The sequence below is a fragment of the Methylobacterium litchii genome (assembly GCF_038442315.1).
Classification (GTDB): domain Bacteria; phylum Pseudomonadota; class Alphaproteobacteria; order Rhizobiales; family Beijerinckiaceae; genus Methylobacterium; species Methylobacterium litchii.
The window spans coordinates 1-22,535 of sequence record NZ_JBBXMY010000024.1; the positions used below are offsets into that span (position 1 = coordinate 1).

At 63.1% G+C, this 22,535-nt stretch carries 29 protein-coding genes and 1 pseudogene; 10 read left to right on the forward strand and 20 right to left on the reverse strand.

Going from position 1 to position 22,535, the window contains the following annotated elements; translation table 11 throughout:
- Positions 1-124 precede the first annotated feature (124 nt).
- Positions 125-373: pseudogene (locus AAHF99_RS24795) on the reverse strand (helix-turn-helix domain-containing protein); the annotation flags it as partial.
- A gap of 163 nt (positions 374-536) precedes the next feature.
- Between AAHF99_RS24795 and AAHF99_RS24800 the strand changes: the two are divergent.
- The 3 genes from AAHF99_RS24800 to AAHF99_RS24810 all read left to right on the forward strand — a co-directional run bounded on the left by AAHF99_RS24800 (position 537) and on the right by AAHF99_RS24810 (position 2,554).
- Complete coding sequence (locus tag AAHF99_RS24800) at positions 537-713, forward strand: hypothetical protein (protein WP_342167021.1); 177 nt, start codon at positions 537-539, stop codon at positions 711-713.
- A 453-nt stretch (positions 714-1,166) separates the two neighbouring features.
- Positions 1,167-1,610: a hypothetical protein gene (locus AAHF99_RS24805; RefSeq protein ID WP_342167022.1), complete on the forward strand. Its 444-nt coding sequence runs from the start codon at positions 1,167-1,169 to the stop codon at positions 1,608-1,610.
- A 356-nt stretch (positions 1,611-1,966) separates the two neighbouring features.
- The gene (locus tag AAHF99_RS24810; protein ID WP_342167023.1) at positions 1,967-2,554 is read left to right on the forward strand and encodes a PAS domain-containing protein; all 588 of its coding nucleotides are present in this window, start codon (positions 1,967-1,969) and stop codon (positions 2,552-2,554) included.
- A gap of 176 nt (positions 2,555-2,730) precedes the next feature.
- Here the strand turns inward: AAHF99_RS24810 and AAHF99_RS24815 are convergent, their stop codons facing one another.
- The 3 genes from AAHF99_RS24815 to AAHF99_RS27225 form a co-directional block, all read right to left on the reverse strand.
- The gene (locus tag AAHF99_RS24815; RefSeq protein WP_342167024.1) at positions 2,731-2,982 is read right to left on the reverse strand and encodes a DUF2934 domain-containing protein; all 252 of its coding nucleotides are present in this window, start codon (positions 2,980-2,982) and stop codon (positions 2,731-2,733) included.
- Positions 2,979-3,731 carry a sigma-70 family RNA polymerase sigma factor gene (locus AAHF99_RS24820; RefSeq protein ID WP_342167025.1) on the reverse strand — a complete coding sequence of 251 codons (753 nt, stop codon included), beginning with the start codon at positions 3,729-3,731 and terminating at the stop codon, positions 2,979-2,981. Before AAHF99_RS24820 ends, AAHF99_RS24815 begins: the two co-directional genes overlap by 4 nt.
- A gap of 222 nt (positions 3,732-3,953) precedes the next feature.
- Entirely contained in the window at positions 3,954-4,736 is a 783-nt protein-coding gene (locus AAHF99_RS27225; RefSeq protein ID WP_412759948.1) for a helix-turn-helix domain-containing protein, read from the reverse strand.
- A 300-nt stretch (positions 4,737-5,036) separates the two neighbouring features.
- Here AAHF99_RS27225 and AAHF99_RS24825 point away from each other — a divergent pair, with 300 nt between their 5' ends.
- A complete protein-coding gene (locus tag AAHF99_RS24825; protein WP_342167026.1) occupies positions 5,037-5,528 on the forward strand; it encodes a hypothetical protein in 492 nt (163 codons plus the stop codon).
- Between the two features lie 87 nt (positions 5,529-5,615).
- On the opposite strand, the gene AAHF99_RS24830 is transcribed toward AAHF99_RS24825, so the two are convergent.
- The 9 genes from AAHF99_RS24830 to AAHF99_RS24870 all read right to left on the reverse strand — a co-directional run bounded on the left by AAHF99_RS24830 (position 5,616) and on the right by AAHF99_RS24870 (position 10,692).
- The gene (locus AAHF99_RS24830) at positions 5,616-5,912 is read right to left on the reverse strand and encodes a hypothetical protein (RefSeq protein WP_342167027.1); all 297 of its coding nucleotides are present in this window, start codon (positions 5,910-5,912) and stop codon (positions 5,616-5,618) included.
- Positions 5,912-6,487, reverse strand: coding sequence for a hypothetical protein (locus AAHF99_RS24835; protein WP_342167028.1), 576 nt, complete (start codon positions 6,485-6,487; stop codon positions 5,912-5,914). The genes AAHF99_RS24830 and AAHF99_RS24835 overlap by 1 nt, the downstream gene beginning before the upstream one ends.
- 72 nt (positions 6,488-6,559) lie before the next feature.
- Complete coding sequence (locus AAHF99_RS24840) at positions 6,560-8,122, reverse strand: hypothetical protein (protein WP_342167029.1); 1,563 nt, start codon at positions 8,120-8,122, stop codon at positions 6,560-6,562.
- A gap of 66 nt (positions 8,123-8,188) precedes the next feature.
- Positions 8,189-8,776, reverse strand: coding sequence for a hypothetical protein (locus AAHF99_RS24845; protein WP_342167030.1), 588 nt, complete (start codon positions 8,774-8,776; stop codon positions 8,189-8,191).
- Between the two features lie 70 nt (positions 8,777-8,846).
- Positions 8,847-9,116: a hypothetical protein gene (locus AAHF99_RS24850; protein ID WP_342167031.1), complete on the reverse strand. Its 270-nt coding sequence runs from the start codon at positions 9,114-9,116 to the stop codon at positions 8,847-8,849.
- Positions 9,117-9,246: 130 nt separating this feature from the next.
- Entirely contained in the window at positions 9,247-9,702 is a 456-nt protein-coding gene (locus AAHF99_RS24855; protein WP_342167032.1) for a hypothetical protein, read from the reverse strand.
- Positions 9,699-10,130: a penicillin-binding protein gene (locus AAHF99_RS24860; protein ID WP_342167033.1), complete on the reverse strand. Its 432-nt coding sequence runs from the start codon at positions 10,128-10,130 to the stop codon at positions 9,699-9,701. Before AAHF99_RS24860 ends, AAHF99_RS24855 begins: the two co-directional genes overlap by 4 nt.
- Positions 10,130-10,336, reverse strand: a complete 207-nt coding sequence (locus AAHF99_RS24865; RefSeq protein ID WP_342167034.1) for a hypothetical protein — start codon at positions 10,334-10,336, stop codon at positions 10,130-10,132. Before AAHF99_RS24865 ends, AAHF99_RS24860 begins: the two co-directional genes overlap by 1 nt.
- 11 nt (positions 10,337-10,347) lie before the next feature.
- Positions 10,348-10,692 (reverse strand): hypothetical protein, encoded by a 345-nt coding sequence (locus AAHF99_RS24870; RefSeq protein WP_342167035.1) that lies wholly within the window; start codon positions 10,690-10,692, stop codon positions 10,348-10,350.
- A gap of 873 nt (positions 10,693-11,565) precedes the next feature.
- Here AAHF99_RS24870 and AAHF99_RS24875 point away from each other — a divergent pair.
- Positions 11,566-12,036: a hypothetical protein gene (locus tag AAHF99_RS24875; protein WP_342167036.1), complete on the forward strand. Its 471-nt coding sequence runs from the start codon at positions 11,566-11,568 to the stop codon at positions 12,034-12,036.
- Positions 12,037-12,068: 32 nt separating this feature from the next.
- Here the strand turns inward: AAHF99_RS24875 and AAHF99_RS24880 are convergent, their stop codons facing one another.
- On the reverse strand, positions 12,069-12,404 hold the full coding sequence (locus AAHF99_RS24880; protein ID WP_342167037.1) for a helix-turn-helix domain-containing protein: 336 nt from the start codon (positions 12,402-12,404) through the stop codon (positions 12,069-12,071).
- 342 nt (positions 12,405-12,746) lie between these two features.
- Between AAHF99_RS24880 and AAHF99_RS24885 the strand changes: the two genes are divergently transcribed.
- A complete protein-coding gene (locus tag AAHF99_RS24885) occupies positions 12,747-13,139 on the forward strand; it encodes a hypothetical protein (RefSeq protein WP_342167038.1) in 393 nt (130 codons plus the stop codon).
- Positions 13,136-13,654 carry a hypothetical protein gene (locus AAHF99_RS24890; RefSeq protein ID WP_342167039.1) on the forward strand — a complete coding sequence of 173 codons (519 nt, stop codon included), beginning with the start codon at positions 13,136-13,138 and terminating at the stop codon, positions 13,652-13,654. The genes AAHF99_RS24885 and AAHF99_RS24890 overlap by 4 nt, the downstream gene beginning before the upstream one ends.
- 633 nt (positions 13,655-14,287) lie before the next feature.
- Here the strand turns inward: AAHF99_RS24890 and AAHF99_RS24895 are convergent.
- Both AAHF99_RS24895 and AAHF99_RS24900 read right to left on the reverse strand, forming a co-directional pair.
- Positions 14,288-14,626 carry a hypothetical protein gene (locus tag AAHF99_RS24895; protein ID WP_342167080.1) on the reverse strand — a complete coding sequence of 113 codons (339 nt, stop codon included), beginning with the start codon at positions 14,624-14,626 and terminating at the stop codon, positions 14,288-14,290.
- An 855-nt stretch (positions 14,627-15,481) separates the two neighbouring features.
- Complete coding sequence (locus AAHF99_RS24900; protein WP_342167040.1) at positions 15,482-15,691, reverse strand: hypothetical protein; 210 nt, start codon at positions 15,689-15,691, stop codon at positions 15,482-15,484.
- A gap of 450 nt (positions 15,692-16,141) precedes the next feature.
- On the opposite strand from AAHF99_RS24900, the gene AAHF99_RS24905 reads away from it, so the two are divergent.
- Both AAHF99_RS24905 and AAHF99_RS24910 read left to right on the forward strand, forming a co-directional pair.
- Positions 16,142-17,620, forward strand: coding sequence for a methyl-accepting chemotaxis protein (locus AAHF99_RS24905; protein ID WP_342167041.1), 1,479 nt, complete (start codon positions 16,142-16,144; stop codon positions 17,618-17,620).
- A gap of 755 nt (positions 17,621-18,375) precedes the next feature.
- On the forward strand, positions 18,376-18,870 hold the full coding sequence (locus AAHF99_RS24910; protein WP_342167042.1) for a cupin domain-containing protein: 495 nt from the start codon (positions 18,376-18,378) through the stop codon (positions 18,868-18,870).
- A 424-nt stretch (positions 18,871-19,294) separates the two neighbouring features.
- On the opposite strand, the gene AAHF99_RS24915 is transcribed toward AAHF99_RS24910, so the two are convergent.
- The 3 genes from AAHF99_RS24915 to AAHF99_RS24925 all read right to left on the reverse strand — a co-directional run bounded on the left by AAHF99_RS24915 (position 19,295) and on the right by AAHF99_RS24925 (position 20,871).
- Positions 19,295-19,522, reverse strand: coding sequence for a hypothetical protein (locus AAHF99_RS24915; RefSeq protein ID WP_342167043.1), 228 nt, complete (start codon positions 19,520-19,522; stop codon positions 19,295-19,297).
- A 123-nt stretch (positions 19,523-19,645) separates the two neighbouring features.
- Positions 19,646-20,209: a chemotaxis protein CheB gene (locus AAHF99_RS24920; RefSeq protein WP_342167044.1), complete on the reverse strand. Its 564-nt coding sequence runs from the start codon at positions 20,207-20,209 to the stop codon at positions 19,646-19,648.
- A 182-nt stretch (positions 20,210-20,391) separates the two neighbouring features.
- The gene (locus tag AAHF99_RS24925) at positions 20,392-20,871 is read right to left on the reverse strand and encodes a Ros/MucR family transcriptional regulator (RefSeq protein WP_342167045.1); all 480 of its coding nucleotides are present in this window, start codon (positions 20,869-20,871) and stop codon (positions 20,392-20,394) included.
- Between the two features lie 739 nt (positions 20,872-21,610).
- Here AAHF99_RS24925 and AAHF99_RS24930 point away from each other — a divergent pair.
- Positions 21,611-21,952 (forward strand): hypothetical protein, encoded by a 342-nt coding sequence (locus tag AAHF99_RS24930; RefSeq protein ID WP_342167046.1) that lies wholly within the window; start codon positions 21,611-21,613, stop codon positions 21,950-21,952.
- 174 nt (positions 21,953-22,126) lie between these two features.
- Here AAHF99_RS24930 and AAHF99_RS24935 read toward each other — a convergent pair whose 3' ends face one another.
- A complete protein-coding gene (locus tag AAHF99_RS24935; RefSeq protein WP_342167047.1) occupies positions 22,127-22,399 on the reverse strand; it encodes a hypothetical protein in 273 nt (90 codons plus the stop codon).
- Between the last annotated feature and the right edge of the window lie 136 nt (positions 22,400-22,535).

Here is a 22,535-nt window from a genome sequence, read left to right on the forward strand (position 1 = left end):
ACGCCCTTCATCCCCCACCACCCGTCCGGTCGTCCCGAAGGGCAGTCTGCAAGAGCAAGCTTCAGGGGGTCAGAATTGGACGCCGATCCCCCACCTCAGGGGGTCAAAGTTGCACGCCGAAACACAGAAAGGAGAGCGGGTGTTCTTCGTTAAGCCGAAGGATCAGAGCGGCCTGCGCTTCCAGACGCTGCGAGTTGCGGTCGCCGCCCATGGGCCTGGGCGCGATCTTACCGTCCTGTCGAAAGCGCTCATGCCAACGGACTGCGCTGGCCGCCCCAACACCGAAGCGTTTGGCCGCCTGACGCCGCGAGGCGCCCGCCTCAATCGCGGCGATCACACGCTCGCGCAGATCGACCGACAGGGCTGAAGGCATGGCGCTCCTCCATCACAAGCCCATCCAGCGAATCACACGCCAGCCAGATCGCCAACCCCAACCGATTCAACCCGCCAGGGCACGGCTCTAGCCCGGCAGCCGAACTGCAGGAACGAGCTATTAAGGCGGCGCTTGTCTCAGCATCCATCAGAGCGAGGCAGTGATGCGCGTGTTTCAGATCCGTCAGAAGGCGACGGGTGCGATCCTCTGGACGGGCTCTGCATCAGGGCCGATTGCCGCCTTGGACGCCATGGCGCACGAGGCGGGCTACTATGATCACGGCGACCTGCCAGAACACATCAGGGCGGGTGGCTTACACGCCGAAGAAGTCAAAGTCTGACAGACCGCGTCTCGGCCGAACAATGAAGGGACGGAGCACTCGGCTCAGCCCGCGCCGTATCCGCCCTTCCGGTTGTCTGACGACGGGACAGCTGGCCGGTTGTCGTAGCCGCCGCTTTCGGGACCCTGATCATTCTCACCCTCTGGACTACCAGGGGACGTAGGCCCTGCAGCTGCCGTGTCGTCTGAAAGCTTCTCCTGACCCAACGGCTTTCCCGGCGGGACCATTCCGAAGGCCTCCCGTGCCGCGTCGGTGTCCGTTCCCATGCTGGCTCTCCGCGTATCTCGCAGAGACCAAGGCAGTGGATGCAAACGAGGTTCCTAGCGAGCATCCGGCAGGCAGCTAAGACGGACGGCCAGATGCCGACCCAATCGGCGCCTCACCACTGAGATGCTTATGCTGCGCAGATGCCTTATTGCTCAGCTTCACGGCTAGCCATCGCATCATCCCGCCATGCCGATCCGGCGCGAGCACCGCTTCTTCTACCCCATCGACTGGCCGCAGCTGTCGGCAGTGATCCGCTTTCGCCGCGCCAAGGGCCGTTGTGAGAGCTGCGGGCGACCGCATGGGCAGACCGTCTGGCATCTTGGCGATGGCCGCTGGTGGGACGCGCAGGCCGCTTCCTGGCGCGACGGCGTGGGCCGTGTCATCTGCCTCGCGGTCGGGGAGGACGACGTCCTTGGCTCCGTCCGGACGACGCGCGTGGTTCTGGCGGCAGCTCACCGCAATCACGACACGGCCGACAATCGTGACGTGAACCTCATGGCGGTCTGCCAGCGGTGCCACATGAACCACGACCGGCCGGAGCATCAGCGGCGGCGGTGGCGAACCCTGTTTCGGCGGAAAGCGCTCGGTGACCTTTTCAATGGGGTCTACCCACCTTCATCAAGCTCCTGATTGGTTTTGTTGCTCCAATTCCACAATATTCTGGAGAGCTTGCAAAGCATATCGGCGCCCTTCCTCCGTTGTAAGCTCTGCCCAAAGGCGCTGACACTCGTCAGTGCTCGCACATCTTATTTGTGATTGCTCTTTGGAGAAGAACTTCTCTACTGGCATGTTGAGCGCTTCCGCGACTCGCCGAAGCATTGCGTATTCCTCAGAGATAGCTCCCTCCTCCGGTATCGTTGATGGGGCATTGAGTGCTACTCGCGTTCAGCACCTGCATGACTTTGGGTCAAATCAGGCCCCGCGCACAAGTTACAATTCAACCACCTTTCAGGTCCTGCTTCGTACTCTACGTATGGGAATATCTCATGCTGAGTGCCGCGCAGACCAGAATGGTTTCTAAGATGATTTTTGTCACGGATGCCAATGGCGAAGTCACATATGTGAGCCCGGAATGGTGTGCATTCACTGGCCGAGATGCAGCTTCAGCAATAAATGATGGATGGTTGAGCGCCGTACATCCCGATGATCGTGAGATAGCTATTGAGTTTCTTCGTGTTGCTCGCGAAAATCGAAGCGAATATAGCTTCCGTCATCGACTTCGCCGAGAGAATGGTGACTATGCTTGGGTTGCAGGAGGCGCGATCCCATCATTTGGTCCACCTGACCATACTTTCTTGGGTTATCTAGGCTCGCTTACAGAGTTTAGCCCAAGCGGTTCAGAGCCGTTGACTGCCTATGGCAACGTTGGACGCTTCATCCCGCCGCCGGCAAACTCAATGCAATCTGGATCCGCCCTCGAACTCGTCGCCGACCATCTGTTAATGGCCCACGGGCTTATCGAAGAGGATGGCGCCAAAGAGATGTTGCCGGTCTTACGTGAGGCGCTGATGGTTGCTGGCTTGCTGCTCGCACGCAGCATGGTTTCACGAGATCCAGGAGATCGCTTTCACTAAAAAATTGTATCAGCCTCCATACATCCAAAGATCAGTTCCTGCGGTTTCCGACCCTTCTACGACACAATTCGCCACGCGATTATTTTTGTAGGTCAATTCTGTAGTACGGCGTGCAATTTGGCGAAATCTGAGGCACTTATGCGATCAGCGTCGGCCTCTTGGCGAGAGATTGATCGTCAACGCTCGCCGATCTCGGTTGGGTTTGGCTCGGTGACCTCCTCGGCGGGAACGGCAGATACTTCCCCAGCATCAGGCTCCGCCCTCATTCTCCGCTCAGCTTCGAGTTCACGCTTGGCCATGAGCCAGAACTGCGCTTCGAAGCCCTCTGGGCGATGATGCCGTTCCCAAATGTCGTAGGCGCGTTCACGGATCTGGTCATCCGACAGTGCCAACCCGGCATCGCAGTTTGGAACGTGATCCTGGCTCATGTGCTGGTCTTGTTTAATGCGGCCTGCGTCGAGAGCATGAGGGCGTCGTTGCCGACTTCGCCACCCGTATACCCGAGGAGGTGAACCAGTTCGTTGCGTGCACGCCAGACACGGCTTTTCACGGTACCCACTTGGCATTCCATGATCGCGGCGGCAGCGTCATAGCTCAATCCCTCAACGGTTACGAGTATCAGAGCTTCACGCATCGCCGGAGTGAGTTGAGCGAGAGCTGTCTTCACGTCCTGAAGATCGAGGTGCCCGGCTTGCTCAGGTAGCGAGATCAGCCGTGCGGCGTGGACGCCTTCTTCATCCTGCACTTCACGATGCTTGCGATGGTCGCTGTAAAACTGGTTGCGCAGGATGGTGAAGATCCATGCTTCGAAATTCGTCCCTCGCTCAAAGCGTATCCGATGCGTCCATGCCCGGAGAAGAGACGCCTGTACGAGGTCGTCTGCTGTCGTAGGATTGTGGGTCAATGACACAGCAAACCGACGCAAAGCTGGCATCACAGCTAGAATATTTTCGCGGAACTCAGTATCGTTGCGATCTTGGGCTTGACCAAGTGCAGCATCAAGCTTGAATATAAGATCGGCGAAGCGCGCGGTAGTATCAGACTCGATGCTTTCGTTTGAATAGACCCCTGCAAGAAGCGCCCCAATGTGTCGTTGCACTTGTCCGGGAAGAACGGGATCTACACGATCCAGTTCGCCATCAGTAGCATTAGAGGGTTCAGCGGGTTCCGTGGTCATCGTGGAAGCCAAGTAAGATCGTGCGACACAACCGAGGTTTCATCGCGGAGATAAATCGGTTCAGGCGCTCACATACCCGTATGGCGAAGCTACGCCAGTGCGACGAGTCGTGACAGATCTCGGATGGGCACGTGGGCTATTGTACCACGCTGCCTCTCGGCAGTCCTTCAATCCCCATCAGCGTGAGGCCGTCGCGTCGCCTTCCATAGCACAGCGACGGCCTCATGCGCCTGCATTCCGCGCGCCTGCCCGTGAAGGCGAAATCGGGATTGCGGCTCCTCTTTTCGGTACCTGCCGCGTCCCCGTTTTTCCCTGTTCTAAGATCTGAGTAGGAGTCCGGTGCAAGGATTTGCACCCACCCCTGCGATTGCCATGGGCCTTTCCAATTTTGGGGACACCCTTCCGTGCCAGCCGCAGCCACGCCGTCCATTCGGGGCTTACGATCCGCAGCACGTTGGTATCGTTCCGATAGCCCGTGACCCGTCTCTCCTCGACGGTCAGCAGTCCAAGCTTCCTCGCCTCGCGGATTGTGTTCTGGACCGTGCGCTCGGCCACACCCGTCACGGCGGCGAGATGCGGAACGGATAGGCGGCAGTCGCCCTCGCGAGCCGTCTCAGCCGCGACGAGGGACAAGACGGCCTGTTCCGCGACGGTGAAGCGCGCGGCGAGGGCCGGCGGGAGCCGTCCAGAAGCCGCCCAGCGGCGTCTGCGCTCAAGGCTGGCATCGGTGCGCGGCCGGGAGCCCGTGCCCGTCCTGGGCCTGTTCTGGCGATCCAGCGGGGCATCTGTCACGCAAGCGGCAGGGGTTCCCGTTGGGTTCGGGCTCTGTCCGCCGCTGTGTGCGGCCCTCGACAATCGCCGCGCTTCGATCAAGGCGGACAGTGCCTCGGCCTCAGTCTCGGATAGGTGCCCTTCCCCGAACGCCTTCCACATCGCAGACGCGATAGCAGGCAACGCGGCGCGTGGGGCCGCCTCCGCTTGTCGGCGGATCTCCTCAACGAACATCGGTCACGAACCCTCACGGGCCGCGTCTAGGGTCCAGGCACGACTTCCCCGATGCCGGAATTGCCGTTCCGGCTTGACTCCCGAGGGGGAGCTATGGCTTGTGAGGGGTAGTGACACGCTCCTCACAGAGCCCCAGGTTTTCGACAGCCTCGACCTTGCCGGGTCGGGGCTGTTGTCGTTTCAGGGTCTATCTCGCGGCGATGGTCTCCTGATCCGGCTCACGACTCGCCAAGGCGAGCGCAGCCATGACCGCCCATGTCGGCCGGGCGGTGTGGTTAAGTCAACGTTGAGGAGGTGGCCATGACCCCTGCTGAGTACGTCGATGAAATCGTGGTCCCCACCATCGTAGAGTTTTTGCACGAGCCAGCGTCTAGGCGGCGGGCGTATCTTGCGTGCATAGTGACCAATCATGTGAGGGATCACCTATTCACCGCCGGAAAACGCAACGTTGATGACGTGATGCGCGCCAATGCATATCCGCACTTTGCAGTAGTCAAAGCTGTTTGCAATGGAATTAAGCACGTTAAGAGAGATAGATCTTCGCCAATTAAATTTGGCGTCGGCGAAGATGTTGATCCGAGAGAAGTGGCTCTGTCAGACGAGAATGGAAACGTTCTTACTGACGAGAATGGCGATACTCTTACTATATTCAACAGAGGTAGAGGCGTTGAGAATGATGATAGTCACTTCATTCTGACCGATGCAGTTACTCAATCAATAAGAGTATTCAAAGAACAATACCAAGACCTTCTTGTGGCATGTGACTTAACCACCATCGATGCCGCAGGCTGAACAAGTGCGGCCGGGCGCCAACGCGAGGGTGCCAGTCGCGTCAGTCCCGGCCGCGTCCGACCCCTGCCAGAGGGACGGATCTCGAAATCAGGTGCGCTCAGTCAGGAAGCCCAACACGGCGCGCACCTGCTTGACATGGGGCGGCTCGGGGACGCCGGGCAGTAGGGCTCTGATCCGCTCATGCACGGCGAGCCAGCGCCGCACGAGGCGCAACAGGGTCGGCCCGTGAGGCTCGCGGCCTCGCCGCTCGGTGCCGCTGTAGAGCGCGGACAAGCGGAGATCCAAAAGGCGGACCTCGGCCACGAGGAATAGGAACCGGACGGTCTCGCCCAACGACAGGCGGCGCACGGGGCGGGCGGTACTGGTGGGGAGTGTGGTCGGCATCACGCGCGCATCCCGACGAGGGCCAGGACCGCGCAACCGGCAGCGGCCACGACATTGCCAGCGCCGCCCCATGCCAGGGGCGGGAACAGTTGGCGGACCTCTGCCGTCGCGGCGGGTGCGGACTCGGCTTGGGCCTTTTCTTGCGGCGCCTCAATCACGGCGGGGGCTTCCTCGCACGGGCGCGCGATACTGGTTGCAAAACCCTCCGCGTCGTCCGCTTCGCTCTCGGGCGCCAGGGCGGTTTCGGGCTCTGGCAAGGGGATGGTGGGGGCTTCCTCGCGCGCGGCGCGCGGGCGCGGGATAGCGGTTCGAAAATCCCCTAGGTCGCCCAGGCGGACGATCTGCGCGAGCGATGCGGAGGAGTCGGCCGGGCGCGGGGCCGAAGCGGTCTCGATCCCCTGCGGGGTGTCCGAACCGTCGATCCTGTCCAAGGCGGCGATGATCTTGTCCGCCGCATCAAGGGCGGTCTGTGCCGCGTCCTCAAGGTGAGCGCGGAGGGCGAGGCCGGCGAGCGGCGCCGGGGAGGCTGGTTCGGGCGGGCGGGAGCGAGGCGTGAAGGCGACGACGTTGGACATCGGGATATCTCGGAAGGGGAAAGGGGCGCCTGGTCGTGCTGGCCGGGCGAGAGGTTGGGCGAGGCGCGGGCGCTACGGCTCAACCATCGCTAGAAGCTCGCGGGCGAACGCAGCGGTCTGCACGGGGTCGCCGTTGTCGATGGTCAGGCGCGCGAGGGTCACGGCCCGCAGTTCCTGTTCCGATGCATCCGTGAGCGTGCGGCGGCGAAGCTCTCCGGCGGCGGCTTCTAGGGCCGTGTGCAAGGCGAAGGCGGTGTTCTCGACAAGGCGACCGGCGCCGTTGAAGTCCCCGTTGGTCATCTGCCTAGGCTGGCAGGTGAGCGCGGACGCTACAGCGCTGAGAGTGTCGGCCACGTCGTAGATCGCGCACAGTTCAGGGACCGGCAGGGCTTCGAGAGAGATGCCAGCGGCAGCAAGAAGGTCGGCCGGGTGAGGGTCAGGCGCGGCGAACGGGGTGAGGGCGCCGGCCATGGTCGCTTCCACGAGTTGCGCGCCGACGCGCTCCCATGGGTCCATCCCGTCCGTGTTTCCATCCGCCGGGGTGTTCCAACCCGCGAGGCCGATAGGCGCGAGGCACTTAAGGGCCATGCCGAGAAGGGTCTTGGGCTCGGTAGCTTCAAGCTTGTCCATCAACGCGACGGTGCGCCGATAGTAGGGGGTCCATTCCGCCTCAGGCATGTCGCCGGCCATGTGCTCGCGGTCGGCCCTGTTGTTGGCGGCGTAGGCTTCGCAGAACTCGGCCGCCAGTTCGGCAATGTGCGCGTCGGGTCCGAAGTCGATACCGCTGGCCGGGGCAGGCGCAGCCTCGGCGCGGAAGGCTGCGACCTCGTGCAGGACGGTATGCACGATGCGCGTGCCGTCATCGATGTCTCGATGTGGCGTGACCTGGAACCGCTCGAAGTCGTCCAACGCGAGCGCGGCCTTGGCGACGATCTCGGCTAGATGCGTGGACGGCTCGTTGATCGCGCGGGTGATGACGGCGTTCGTCTTTCCGGTTTCGGCGTCGAACTTCTCATCGGACCAGTCCGTCGCCTCCAAGGATCTATCGACCCATGCGCGATGCCGAAGTGCCCAACGGCAGGCGTTAGCAAGGCCGGTCGGCGCAGGGGCGAAGGTGTCCTCGGCGGGAGCGGCCGGGCCGGCGCTCGCGGGTTCGGCTGTGGCCTCACTCTCCGCGTCCGCTTCGAGGCAGGCGGCCGAGGCGGCGACGAGGTAGCGGGTTCGGGCTACGCTAAGTAGCTTGCCCCAACCCTCAAGCGTCTCCTGCGAGGCGTCGAGGTTGCGGAACATGATCTCAGGCGTCGCCGCGTCGGTCTCGCCGGCCTTGCGAATGAAGGCGATCAGTTCGGGTTTCGTCATGCGCAGGGTGCGGTCGGCAACATGCATTGCCATCGCGGGCGAATTGAACCTGTCGGCCCATTCGGTCGGGGTCTTGAGCGGGTCGTCCAGTGCGTAGGCGGGGAAATCGAGGGTGGCGGCGCCCTCAAGGCTAACCGTGTCCTCCGGTTCTGCGGCGGGCACGGCAGCCGGTTCCGGCTTGCGGGTCGTGCTGGCCAGGCGGGCGGACAGGTCGGCGGCGCGGTCGCGGAGGGTGGGGGTAGCGGTCTCAGTCTGGCGACGGAACGGGTTGCGCATGGTAGCGGCCTCGGATCGGTGAGGATGAGAGGCGCGGCAGGACTGACCGCCGCGCAGGTGGCGGCGTCAGGCGTTGGCGGCGTCCTCGGCCTCGATCTCCGCGACAGCCCAGGCGGGCACGGCGCTGTGCCGCTGGTTCATCGAGGCTTGCTCGCGCTCGCTGAAGTCTGGCTCGTCCCCGAAGCCGACAAAGCCGGGCGGGAGCGGGGTGCCGGTGACGGCGAGCGAGGCGCGGATCAGCCCTACGGCGGCGCATTCGTTCATGTCCTTTCCGCCGCACAGCGCGAACTCATGGATGATCGCGGCGGCGAGTGCGGTCGCGCGCAGCCCGTCCAGGGTCTTCGGGGCGGGGAGGTCCGTAACCGCCCTAGCGGTATCCCAAAGCCGGGAGGCGACCAGTTCGGCGGCGCGCTCGGTCTCCGGGTTGTCCCGTGCCGGCCGGGCGTTGTGATCCTCGGCGTAGAGCGTGAGCAGGCGGTCGTAGAGGTCGACGCGCTCGACGGGGACGGGCGCGGCCATGGCGGGCAGGGGCGCGGCGGCAGCGACGACGGCGCCGAGCGCAACGTCGCGACGGCTCAGACTGGCGCGAAGGGTGTCAGCGCGCTCGTGGAGCGACGGGGCGGCTTCGACAGAGTGGCGGAAGAGATTGCGCATTAGAAAGGCCTCACGGTCTCAGGGGTGAGAAGGAGGCGCGGCGGGGTGAGCGCCGCGCGGTGGCGACGGCTCAGACGGTCGGGATGAAGCCGTAGGCGGCGATCCCGCCCACGATGATGAGGACGGCCGTCAGGGCCTCGCCCGTGGCGTTCAGGAAGCGCAGGGCGACGCTGTGCGGGGTGTCGGGACGGACGGGGGCGACGGCCTCCCAAGGCTCGATGGTGCCGGGGGCGTCTTCCTGCGGCAGGGTGAGATACCGGCTGATGGGCTCGTGCCGCTGCGCAGCCTCGCGAGGCGGCAGAGGGCGGCTGAAATCGGGGATGCTGCGGACATGAGTCATCGGTCGCGCTCCGTGATGGGCTCGTGGCGGTGGTCTTGGTGGCGGTCAGAAGGGGCGGGTCGGCGTGCCTACGATGGGTGCCACGGCTGGTGTGGCCGACCCGCTACCGGCTCGCGCTGGATCTTCGTGGCTAGGAAGGCGGATCGGGCAGGGGGTGAACCATGCCGGCCGCGAGCGCCCAACGGGGGTGATCGCCGTCAGGGCCGTAGAGGTCGGGGAACAGGGTCCACAGCCGGTCGTCCATCCGGTTGAGGATGTCGTGCTCAACCTCGCTGGCGGCCTCGCGCAGGGCGTCGTCGCGGAAGCAATCGGCCTCGGCCATCGAGTCGCCGTGGATGTACTGCGCGAGCGCCATCCCGATCACGGCAGCGCCAATCTCGGATTGCGTGGCGGGGGAGAGCAGGTGCCACGCCTCGGCAGGGGTGAACGGCAGGGGCAGGTGCGCCCAGAGCGCGGCGTGGTCGGGCAGGCGGGCGGTATCGTCACCGCGAAGGGTCGGCACGGTATGCCGGTCCTTGGCAACGACGGGCGCCGAAGCGGCAGCGGCGAGCGCGGCGAGAGCAACGCGGCAGGATACGGCGTTCACGCGACCTCTCCCTTGAAGGCGGCGGGGACGACGGCGCCGGGGCGACGGAACACCTTCCGCAGGCGACGCTGGGCGGCGTGGTGGGCCGTGGCAGGCTCGCCGGAGGTCGCGGCGCGGTGGTGGTAGTAGGCAATCAGGGCGGCGGCGGCGGCCTCGGCCGTCGAGGGCGTCAGGGCGTGAAGCTCGAACCGGGCGGCGCTGCGGGCCTGCCGCAGGCCGGCGCGGTAGGGCTTCCAGCCTGCGGGGAAGGGGCGCCCGGCGCGGAGCATGGCGTGAGCGAGGCGCCCGGCCTCACGGTCGGCGGCGTCGGCAGCCTCGGCGCGGCGGATAGCGGCGTAGATCGGCGCGGCGGTCACGGGGACGGCGCGGTAGGTGATGAGCGCGACAGCGGCGGCGAGCGCGGAGCGGCGGGTGAGCGCGGCGGGCATCAGGCGAACTCCCTCGAAAGCAGGTGCGGGAAGCGGGTGCGAAGCTTGCGGGCCTGTCCGAGCGCCCAGGCGTGTCGGTCGCGCATCGAGGCGTCACCGGTCGAAAGCTGGCGGCGATACCAAGCGGCAAGCCGGAGGCACCGGGCGTGATCCTGCCGGGCGTCGAGGAGCTGGCGGGCAGGGGTACGGATGAGGGGATGGGCCATGGCGGGGCGGCTCAGTGAACGATGCCGTTGCGGGCGAGCTTAGCGGACTGCCACGCGGCCTTGAGGCAGACGGCCATAGCAGCGGCCCAAGTGCCTCCGTGACGCTTCTGGTGATCGCGAGCGGCGAGGGTCGCGATGGTCATGATCGCGGCGCGGTCGAACTTGTGAGAGACGGCGAACGTCTCGCCACGGCCGGAGCGGGTGGTGATGTTGAGGGGAAGGTTGCGCGAACGGGCGTAGGCCGAGGCGAGGCCGCGAGCGGCGAGCAGGCCGGGGATCACGGGAGCGCGGTCGGACTTGATAGTCCGCAGGGCGGCGGACCAAGAGAAGGAGCGGGCACGGCTGGAGTGTGACATTGAGAAACCTAACCCTGTGTATTAGACATAGGATGAGGCTGGACCCAAGTGCTGTCAATAGCCCTATGCGACAGACATTGCTTTTGGCTTGGTCTGACGCTAAAATTTGTGGATCCGAAACCGCTAGCGTCTGCGATGCCCGCTCAACTGATCCGCCTGACCCCTCGCCTCTGTCGAGCGGGGCGCGCTTTCCTGGGCTGGCGGCAATCGGATCTCGCGGAGGCGGCGGGCGTGCCGGAGCCAACCGTGAACGCCTTTGAGGCAAAGCCGGAGACGGGGCGCATGATCGCCGCGAATGCGCGGCTGCTGATCGCTGCCTTCGAGGCCGCCGGGCTTGAGTTCATCCCCGAGAACGGGGGCGGCGCCGGGATCCGGTTCCGGGAGCGCAGGGCGCAATGAACAAAGCTGCACGTAACGAGCGCATCAAGATCACGGCCACATGGTTCAACGGCGCGGCTGTTGCTGCGCTTGCGGTCGGGTGTTTTGCGCCGATAGTCGCTTATGTGACCTCCTCAACGCACATCCCCCTTGGGGACCTGAATTTGCTCGTAGCCGCTTGGTTGTTCATGAGCGTGAGCCTACATTTGGCAGCACGGCGCGTTCTGAGGAGGATCGAGGAATGACCGGAGGATTTCTCTCTGCTGCCATTGCTGCCCCGGTAATGCTCGCGGTGGCTGGTGGCTTCGTCTACTGGTTTACGGCCCGCCAAGATCGAGCAGACCGCCAGCAGGCTCGATAGCCTTGGCAGAGGTGACGGGCGCGGCCATTGCTGCTGCTCGATAAGCTGATCTGGCCAATCCACCGCCTAAGGATTTTGCCGGGGTTCAACCGCCGCCTGACGCTTATCTAGATCTAACACAATTCCAAGCGCAGTTGCAGGCGGAAGAAGATGAGCAGTTTCTGAAGACCCTCAGCGATATTCAAACTAAAGTCTTTGAGCGAAACGCTACCTATAACAACGCGCTTTTGGCCGCCGGATATGCCGGAGCATTTACGGTTTGGAGTTTCACAAAGGGGCAGTTGCCCGACAAAGCTTCAATCTTCGTCGCTCTAGCACTGGTTGTTTCTCTCACCACATTCATCACTTTCGAAGTCGTAAAGATGATTGTGGTTGGAAGATATGTCTCAAAGCAGATCAAAGTAGCGAATAGAACGGGTGACCCAACTGAAAAGCGGGCGGCGATCCTGGCCATGGAAAAAGCTCACGGCAAAGTGCTCGTTGGTTTCATGGGATTTTGGGCGTTTTCTCTGGCCATCTCGGTTGCTGGGGCACTGATTGCGGTTGGTTTGCTACTATACAACTTTGTTGCAGTTTTGTTAAAGTGGCCGGGCTGGCCTGCATAGACTTTATCTAGCTCTGATTTTATCTTCAGTGCTCACTTTGCTCCGAATTTATTCACTCGTTTCTCCCGATCAGCTTTCCTCTCTTCGCGTCGCTCTCGCAAAATCGCGGCAAAATCGACGCTCTTTGAACCGGATACGTGTCCTCTAGCCTGTTTTGGGCTGAGTTCAGGAGGGCATTCGACGCGCCGTTGCTGCTCTCGGAACTGTGCCAAATCCGCCGGATCGAACCGCTTGCGGGTTCGTTTCAGACCCATGCCGACTGCAATGTAGGCGATGTCCCCCCGCGCCACGTGGGCGTCGAAGGTGCGGCGGCCGATCCGAAGGAGTTTCGCGGCTTCATCGGCCGTGAGAAGGTCGGATGTCAGCATGGTCGGGAGATCCGGCTTGATGTCTGAGGCCATAGCGAGCGCGATACTGGCACCTGACCGCCCTCCCCTTGAGCCTCGCTGCATTCCTATCACTGAGGCCGCAGCCTATTGCGGCCTCACCCCGAGCGGCTTTAGGCATTGGGTCGCCATTGGGAGACTGCCAGGCGCGCTGCCAGGGACACGTCGATGGGATAGGCGAGCGATAGATGTCGCCCTTGATCGGCTTAGCGGGCTTCCCGTCGCCGGCACACCAGAGACGGGGGAGGACGATCTCGACCAATGGCTGCGCAAGCACCCCGAGTGGGAGGCTCCCGCCAAGGATATCAGCCTTCTGGGACCACCGTGGCGGCGGGTGCCGAAATGAAGACGCCGGTTCGCAAGGCCATGAACCGTCCAGTGGCACTGGCGCAGCTCATCACCGTCGCCAGCCTCGAACGCGACGTGCAGTTCCTCGCCTATGTCGTAGAGAAGTATGGCGAGGTGTATCGGCCGATCCTCAATCGGCTAAATACCGAACTTGAAGTGATGCGCGGGAAGCCGGTCCCGGATGCAGTGCCTATGCCCCGTACTCCCGCCAAGGTGACGCAAGCCGATATCGCTCGCGCGATCCGCGCCATGCGAGCGGCGGGCTACTCGGATGTGCGGGTGGTGTTCAAGGATGGTGCCGTGATTGTAGAGGCGGTGCCCAAGGGTTCGAAGGCAACGCCGGATCCCATGCGGATCATCCCGCTGTGAGGCGCCCGGCGCCGTGGCCGGATCGGTCCGGCCCTATCACCATCGAACGCGTTGAGCGCGCCACCGAGTTCGCGGCTTATGTCGTTGAGAAATATGGCGACCAGTACGCCCCGATCCTCACGCAACTCCGCGTGGACCTTGAAGAAATGCGGCGGGAGCAGCCTTTGGTAGGTCGGAGTGAGCCGAAGCCGCCCCGCCCTCTTCCGGATCGATCTGAGATCACCGACGATATGCCGCTGCAATTGGAGGCCGCCGCGCGGCTCGCCTTCCCTGACGGTACCATGTCGGCGCTAGGATTGCGGAATGCTGCAACCCGGCGCGAGTTGGAGCACGAGAAGCTGGGCGGACGCATCTACACCACCTTGGCATGGATCAGGGAGTGGCGTGAGCGGAACCGCTACCCGGCCCGTCCGCAGGATCAACTCCCGCGATTTCAGGCGGATGCCGAGGCCGAGGGGCGGGCGGATGCCGTCCGTAAGCTGGTCGAGCGGCGGACCAAGAATTTGAAGAAGTAGGCTCCTGCCTGCCGCCTGGGTAATCTCGGCTCGGCCCCTGCCCTTCACCATCGTGTTGGATCGGCCTACCCTGTGGCCGTCCTCCCAAGAGGATGCGCCGGCCCGGTTCACTTGGCACCCCCCCGTTCAGCGGATCGGGTCGGCGGCAACACCTCGAAGTGCTGGCGTACTTGTGATGTGTTGAAATACCGAATTTTGAATGCAGGCTGAAACCTCGACCGGCTCCAATTCGTAACGCGGGGCATGAGCAACCGACCCGACCTCTACAATCCGCTTCTCCGTGCCATCGCGACTGCCCTGGACGTGCCAGTGACAGCGTTTCTCAGCGATCCGCTAGGGGATGAAGGTGGGGACGTGATCGCCTTGCTTCGAGCGTGGGCAGCCATCGGCGATGCTCAGGGCCAACGTCGGGTTCTCAACGCCGCGCTGCGCGAGGCGGATCGCACGTTAGAGGGTGGTTCACCGTCCCGCAGTGGGACCTCGACTGAATAGGGCGACACGTAGCGCTAACCCAAGGGCGTCACCCTTCTCATGAGCCGCGTTGCGTACCGGCCCCCGCTGGTGAGATCGGACGCTCCCCCGCCCCGTGATCAGATCGGGGCGGGGCCGAGCACGAGATTGAACGAGTAAGCCCTATTCGGCCTTGCGGTGGCCGCGTCCGTGTTGCTCCTTCTCGGCGCCGGCTGCAGCTGCGGCTTCCTTCTCAGCCTTCCCCGCCGTCGCCGAGCTAATCGCCTCGTCGCTGGTTGCACCCTGCGGCGCGTTCGACGCCGCCGACTTGGGATGCCCCTTGCCTTCCGTGGGGGCCTCGGCCTTCCCGCCCTCATGGACATCAGGGTGACCGGCACCAACCTTGGCGCTTCCGGCTTCCTGAACTTCGGCCGCCTTCTGCTCTTGAGCACTCATCGTGCTGTGACGCTGACCGTCGCCGTGTTGCCCTTTGGCTGGGTTCGACATCGCAACTTCCTCCATCGTGGTCACGCGCCAACTGCTCGCGCCGCTGACGGTTCGGAGGGAGTGGCCTTGTGCGACGAAAGGCCGAGCGCGCTTGTACATGGGTGGTGAGGTCGCACACGGAAGCGTTACTCCGGCGAATGAAGCAGAATAACGAGGCGCTAACCGTGCGATCCAATCGTGGGATCGAGCCGTTTTGCATGGCGGTTCACCCGGCTGGACACCGGTAGCCCCGCCGTCTGACCTCGGATCGGATCAGGCGGTGGGGCAACTGCGGTGGGCAGCGAGCAGGGGGATCGAATGGCTGATTTTGGCGAGGCGAGGCTTTCCGACGAAGAGCTTGATCGTCGGGCCCGACAGCTATTTGCAGAGGTTCGCGCGGAGCAGCCTGAGGCGAAGGCTGAAAGAGCTCTGGCGACGGCTGGCGAGGTAGCCGGAGAGGTCATCCCAGGGCTGCCTGATTGGCTGCAGGATGCCGACGTTGCAGTTGGGGATGCTGATAGCGCTTAGCTGCAGCTCGCTCCGGGGCGTCAGCCACATTCATCGATGCTTCACCTGTCCAGCCTCCACTAGGCCCGCGACCGGGCTTTCACCCTCACCCGAGCGCCGTCAGAGCAGCGCAGGGCAACCGCGCGGCCTCGTCGGTGCAGTCGCGTTTCCAATTTCATCATCCCCGTGGACTTTCACCGTTTCTCGCCCTTCGGCGGTGAGGAGCCGCGACCGCCCCTCGGGATGCGCGGTACGCGAAACGGTCTGCAGCTCGACAAACTTCATTGCTTCGAGCAGAGGCATGGCGCTCCGGTCAGCCATCAGTCGCAGCCCGCCGCGCGTCGCCGCAAAGGGCCGCGAGCTGCTTGCCGCGCAACAGTGGGATCAAAGGATCTCGTCGGTGAGTGCCTGCACAATTGCGTTGGCGATCTCCGCGCCCTGCTCGCGAGAGACCCGCCCAGTCTGCAAGCGGCGTTCTGGGTCGTTAGCGATGGGGATATACGTGGCGGTCACGCCGAGGCGGTCGATGACCTTTATCGCCTCGGGTGTGAACTGGATGTACAGCGGGAGGGCGAGGCCCAGGCGATCCGACATTCGGCTCATCTCGTCTCCGGCGTCGCCAGGGCTGCAGCAGCCCATACTATCATGCGGCAGTAGGCTTGCTTCATGCCTTTCCTCGCCATGATCGCCTCCATCCATCAGCAGACCTGATCCCGAGCCACGCACTACGAAAAGGCGAACACGGCATTCCCTACAACAACGCAATGAAAGTGGTAAATCTTGTCTGGATCTCGCCGCCTAAGCGTGCAGGCTCAAATTGGAAAGGTTCGGGGACGCTAATCTTGGGATTGATCTGGTCAATATTGAGTATAGCAGACACCCAATATGAACTATGATTGATGCAACTGTTGGTTGAAATACTAATCTAATTATCAATACGATAAAATTTGCGTGAAATTGGCACCTTCCGGCATTCGGTCGCGCAAAATTAATTGAGCTGCCCCAGACTGGCATACAACAAACTACGAATTCGAGGACACGCCAATGTTCGCTTTCGGCAGCGATGACGCGCGCGCCAAGCTCAATGCTCTTGAACAGTCACAGGCAATCATCGAGTTCCAGCCCGACGGCACCATTCTGACTGCCAATGCCAACTTCTTGGCTGCTATGGGCTACACCCTGCCCGAGATACGCGGGCAGCATCACGCGATGTTCGTTGACCCGGCTCAGCGTGACAGCGCTGAGTATCGCACCTTCTGGGATGCCCTGCGCACGGGTACGTTCCAGAACGCCGAGTTCAAGCGGATCGCCAAGGGTGGACGTCCTGTCTGGATCCAGGCGAGCTACAACCCCGTGCGCGACCGTGCCGGACGCATCGTGAAGGTCGTCAAGTTCGCCACCGATGTCACCGCCCAGAAGCTTCGTGGGCTCGACGCTGACGGCCAGATCGCCGCGTTGCACCGCTCGCAGGCGGTCATCGCCTTCGACCCCACCGGCACGATCCTCGACGCCAACGCCAACTTCCTCGACGCTATGGGCTACCGCCTGGACGAGATCCAGGGACAGCATCACAGCCTGTTCGTGGATGCCGCGGAGCGGGCAGGTGATGCCTATCGCACCTTCTGGGCGAAACTCGGCCGGGGTGAGTTCGCGGCCGGCGAGTTCCGGCGCATCGCCCGAGGAGGCCGCGAGGTCTGGATCCAAGCGACCTACAACCCGATCAGCGATGGGGATGGGGTCGTGGTGAAGGTGGTCAAGTTCGCCACCGACATCACCGCACAGGTGCATGAGCGCCAGCGCCGTGTCGAAGCGCAGCACACGATCAGCGGGGATCTCGATGCGATTGGACGGGCGGTCGAGGATGTTTCGCGGCAGGCGGCCGAGGCTGCCGATACGGTGGGTCGTGTCTCGGGCGACATCCAGTCAGTTGCCGCTGGAGCGGAGGAGTTGTCGGCTTCCGTGAGTGAGATCAGCCAGCAGGTCACGAGCGCCGCTCAGATGGCCAGCCAAGCGGTTGAGCAGACCCAGCATACAGGGAGCATCGTTGCTGGACTGAGCAGTCAGGCCGCGCAAATCGGTGAGGTCGTCGCCCTGATCCAGGGCATCGCCTCTCAGACCAACCTCCTTGCGCTGAACGCTACCATCGAGGCGGCGCGGGCGGGCGTGGCAGGCAAGGGTTTCGCGGTCGTTGCGTCCGAGGTGAAGGCGTTGGCCGAGCAGACTGCCAAGGCGACCGATCAGATCCGTGCACAGATCGCCGCGACACAGACCGCGACCGGCCAAGCGGTAGACGCGATCAGTTCGATCCGCGGGACCATTCAAGCGCTGGATCAAATCTCAGCTGCCATCGCGGCGGCCGTGGAGGAACAATCGGCGGTGACACGTGAGATGTCCGGTACGATGCAGGCTGCCTCGCATGGGGTGGCGGGGATCGCGGGCAGCGTGGAGGCGATTGCCCGTGCGAGCGAGGGGGTCGATCAGGCGACGCGGCAAGTGCGTGAGGCGGCTAAGGCGGTAGCGTAAGACCTAAGCCTCATCCACCCCGTAGGCTCTAACGGTCTCGCGTCCGGTTGCCGTAAGGAACCATGCCCTCCCCTCAGGATGGGCGGCGCGGGAAGTAGCCCTCATCTCAACCAGCCCCATCGCATCCAGCAGAGGCATTGCGCCCCGGTAAGCCTTCAGCCGGAGCCCGCCGGGCGTCGAGGCGATGGCGCGGAGCGCGGCCAGTTGCTTGCCCCGGAGCGGTGGGGGCGTCGGGGCAGCATAAGCCTTCGCCGTCATTCACTCTTCCGGAAGGTGTCCACACCCGTCCCCGTTGTCTTGTCGCGCGTCCGGCCGGAGCCGTTGAACTAGCGCCGAAGGTCGGGTCTGTTCGCTGAATGTTCCAAGCCGGATCGGATTACAACGCGCGCTTTCGCACGTCCCTATGGCGGTGGGCCTAAGCTTCATGGCCTATCCACAGACGCTTGCCGATTACCCCTTCGTCATCGTGCGACTGGACTGCGACCTGTGCCCCCGGCGGGGCCGATACAGGCTCGCTCGGCTCGTGGCACGCTTCGGCGCGGACGCGGACCTTGATCGGGTTCGATGCGAGCTAGCGAAGCCGTGCTATCGCCTAGACAACTCAGGCACGGCGATGCGGCCGGGGTGTCGGGTCGATTATCCCGACCTTCGCTATGGCTCGCAGCGGTGGCCTGACCTGCCGCCTGATTAGCCAAGGCTCGATTGCGCGCTAAGTGACCATCAAGCCCGCCACGAACGGGCGGGGAGGACGAACCATGACCCTACGCCTTCGGACCATCGCCACCTGTCTTGCGGCTCTGATCGCCAGCACGGGCGTGGGTCTTGCGCAGGACCATGGAACGCACGGCGCGATCACCCTGCCGGATGCGACGAGCACGACCTACCAGCCGGGACCGCCGGACCTGCCGAAGGGCACGCAAATCAGCATGCTTTCGGGCGATCCGAGTAAGCCCGGCCCCTTTGTCCTACGGGTGAAGTTTCCCGCCAACACGGTGATCGCGCCTCACACCCATTCCGAGGCCGAGACGCTGACGATCCTCTCGGGCTCGATCTATCACGAGCACGGCACAACCATCGATAAGGCGAAAGGCAAGGAGTTGCGCGCGGGCGGCTTCGTGTTCCTGCCTAAGGACATGCCGCATTCGCTCTGGACCACCGAGCAGCCTGCTGAGCTTCAGGTGAACGGCTCCGGGCCCTTCGGGCTGAACTACATCAACCCCGCCGACGACCCGAGCAAGTCGGCTCAGTAGGTCTGACCTGCGTACCAGACGCCTTACTTAAGGTGCCGGCCGTGATGGGCACGCGCCCGCAACGCCTCATCGGGTGAGAAGCGCGCCGCCCGGGTGGCCATGCACCTGTGCTTTCGGGGCTTCGACTGAAACGAGGGACGGATCTGACAGCGTGCTCATTTGTCCGTAGGTGTCGCCAGGATCACGGCGGTGCGCACGATTGTCCTGCGGTAGACCTCCGTGACGCCCCGAACCGCCATCGCCTCTCTCGCCTGCCGGTACGCGTGCACAGCCCTCGCTACGTAAAGGACGTGTCCACTTTCGAACTCGAATGGAGGCGCCTTCGGATCTGCGAGGTAAGCCTGTACCGCAGCCGTGACCTCGTCGTTCGTGATGATCCCTTCATCACGCAACCGGCCAACAGTCCGTGGCGGTTCACTCGACATCACGGCCTCGAACGGTTGACCCGCGGGCAGATCGCTACGAACGAGGCGATCACAAGTAACTCGGTCGTGGTCAGCAACTCATCAAAAATTTTCCACCGTGCCTGCGAGTGGTCCGGTGGTGTTACCGGCCAGCCGAGCGCGATGAGGGTTTCGGCCGCGTCTAGTGCAGCGAGGGCTTCGAGGAGGTCGATTTCTTCCAGATGGCGGAGAGAGGGCGGTCGGGACATGGTGGCATTGCCTGCGCGCACATGGCTCGTGCTCTAGCCCTGAGGTAGCACGGCGCATGTCATTGGGTCTCTAGCCCTCGCCCCTGCCGCCACATCGTTTCGGCGAGACGGGTTGCAATAACTTCAATCGTTAGACGCACAGTGCGCAATAACCCGCTCGGCCAATCGAGCGGCAGTAAGGGGTGGCTCCGGGTGATCGAGCCTCAGCGCGGCCAGGGGCATCTCGGGAAATTCGGCCTCGGACGGATCCTGCACTAGGCCAAGACCACCGCGTACCGTGATCGCACGTATACCCTCGGCCCCGTCATTATTGCTGCCGCTGAGCACGATCCCGACGACGCGCTCGCCGTAGACTTCGGCGGCCGGGATGAAGAGTAGATCGGCCGCTGGACGCGTAAAGTTCACTTTGATCCCCTTGTCCAAACTGATCCAACCTGGGCACAACCGCATGTGGCAATCGAGCGGTTCAATATAGATACGTCCGCGCTGGATCATCTCGCTATGCCGGGCGAAGGCAGCAGGAAGGCTGGTCCTCCGAACAAGTATGTCGGGGAGGATGCTTTGGTTCGCCCCGACGTGCTGAACGATGAATAAGGAGGCGCGGCAGGTAGGCGGCAACGCTGTGACGATCCGTACAAGCGGATCGAGGCCACCCGCGGAGGTGGCAATGACGATGATGGCGCCCATTCCACTGCACCAATCACTACGGCAAGCGCAGACTCGTTTGCAGTCAGCCAGCACCCTTACGAAATTGATCTTAAGGTCTGATCAGTTAAGTTTGGTGACCGCCGCTTGCTGAGGAGCTTATGGGGCTTCGTCTCCATCCCGGAGACGCCAAAGCAGGCGGCGGTGCCAAAGCAACATCGATCTTAAGCGGCGTTCTTCCGGCCCTTCGGTCCTGGCTGCGTATCCTCAGCTCCATTATTGCGTCCACGCTGCTGCCCAAGGCCCGCCGCTTTGGCAAGACTCGAGCGCTTCTCGCTGTAGGAGGGAGCGACCATTGGGTAGTCGGATGGCAGGCCGAACTGCTCGCAATAGCGCTGCGGGGTGAGACCGTGCGAGGTTAGGTGTCGTTTCAAGGTCTTGTAGGCCCTGCCGTCGATGAAGCTGATCAAGCCGTCAGGCTGGACGGACTTCCTGATCTGCGCAGGAGTGGCCTTCGCTACACCCGCCTCTTCAACTTCTCCGTCTGCGCTGGGGCGATTGAGACCGCTGATCGCGGCGTGAACAGTCGCAATCAGCTTCGGCAGGTCAGCGGCAGAGACATGATTGTTGGATACGTAGGCTGCGACAATATCGCCGACCTGCCCAATGATACCAAGGTTAATTTCCGTGTAGTCTTCACTCACTTATAGGATCCTTCATTGCTTCGATGCGTGCGCACATGGCGCAACTCGCGGGCAATGACAACCCGACATATGCGTTTGCATGTGAAAGCTCTCGAACGCTTGATCGTGAACGAGCTATATACCTCGCAAGATCGCCGGGTAGCTCGATTGTCAAAGCTCACCCGACGAGCTGTTTAGCGGCGACAGAAGCGACGTGGGCCATGGTTCAACCGGCAGTCGCTATGAGAACCGCAATGCTCCCCGAAACCGCAAGACGATGCCGCGCCGTTGCGTGATCCGTCGAAGTTAACCGAAAACGAGCGGCCATCGGCTAGGCCAGATCGCCGTCGCCTGTCGAGGAAGCTTACGGGGCTTCGTCTCCATCCTGGGGACGCCAACACAGGCAGCGGCGCACATCACCCCTGAGAAGCACCCGCTGATCCCGGTCGCGTGACGATAGGTTATCGAGTTATGCCGACTTTTCGGTAAACTCGTCATAATCGGGCCCGGCCGCTCGCGCGGTCGGCTCACTGTAAGTTCTGACAGTGACAGGCGACGCGGACGCCCTGCCAGCGCCATCAGGTCAGCGTCGGTCAGGATGAAGTCGCCAATCTGCCAGCGGTCCATATCGGGGCCGTAAGGCGTCACTGGCCAGCCAAGGGCGATCAGGGCTTCGGCCGCGTCCTGCGCGATGAGGTCGGCCGGCTGATCCATGCGGACGGGTATAGCTCAACCGGAGCCGGTCCTGTAGCTCGGCCGCATGGCCTCCGATGTCGCCCCCCTCCCCGATCTCGTCGCCGGCTGGCGGGCCGCGCTCGACAACCTGTCGCCGCACGCCTCGCCCTGCCGCTACCTCGCTCCGGCGAAGTGGGCCGCGATCCGGGAAAGCGGTATCGACTTCTGCGACCGCCTCGGCACGGAGGCTCACCGGCTCGGATGGACGGCGGCCGAACTGTTCACGGTCCACCCGGAGCACGGGACGACGCGGGTTGATGCCTGCGGCGTACTGATAATCGGGCCCGAACCGGCGCGCGGCGTCGAGGCTAGCCTAGTCCGGTTCGAGCGGCCCTCCGGACATCGGAATGGACAAGGCGGGGTGTAGGGCGTGCCGATATGGCAATTTGCTAAGCGACGACCATCAATTTTTAGAGATTTGTCTGTCAGCACCTTATCAAGCGCCGTTGCAGAGGTTCGTTGTCAAGCTGGATCGTAAATGTACGCCCGCAGAACCCTCGTCCCGTTCGTTGTCTTATCTTTCGGACTCGGTGCAATCGCGTCAGCACGCGCAGACATTTCCAGTGCTGTACGGATCGTACTGGAAAAGGGTAGACGCTACGAGCCCGCAGACTTGTTCCTGCATAGGGGTGATACCATCACCCTCATCAACGGTGACGGTAATACCGTCCACCATGCGTTCATCGAGGCGGATCAGTTCGCCTTCGATGCCGGTGACCAGGAGCCGGGAAAGCAAGTCACGCTGACGCTCAGAAAGCCCGGCGACTTCATCATTCAGTGCGGCATCCACCCAAAGATGAAGCTCACGCTCCATGTCCAGTAGGTAATTCGTCTGGCTCGCTGGGTTGGGCGGCGCATCCTGAACGTGTGATCAAACGTCTCACCGCTCATATGACGCTCATTTAACTAGCAGCCTTGTACACCGCAGCCGTGCCACTGCGGCACGTGGA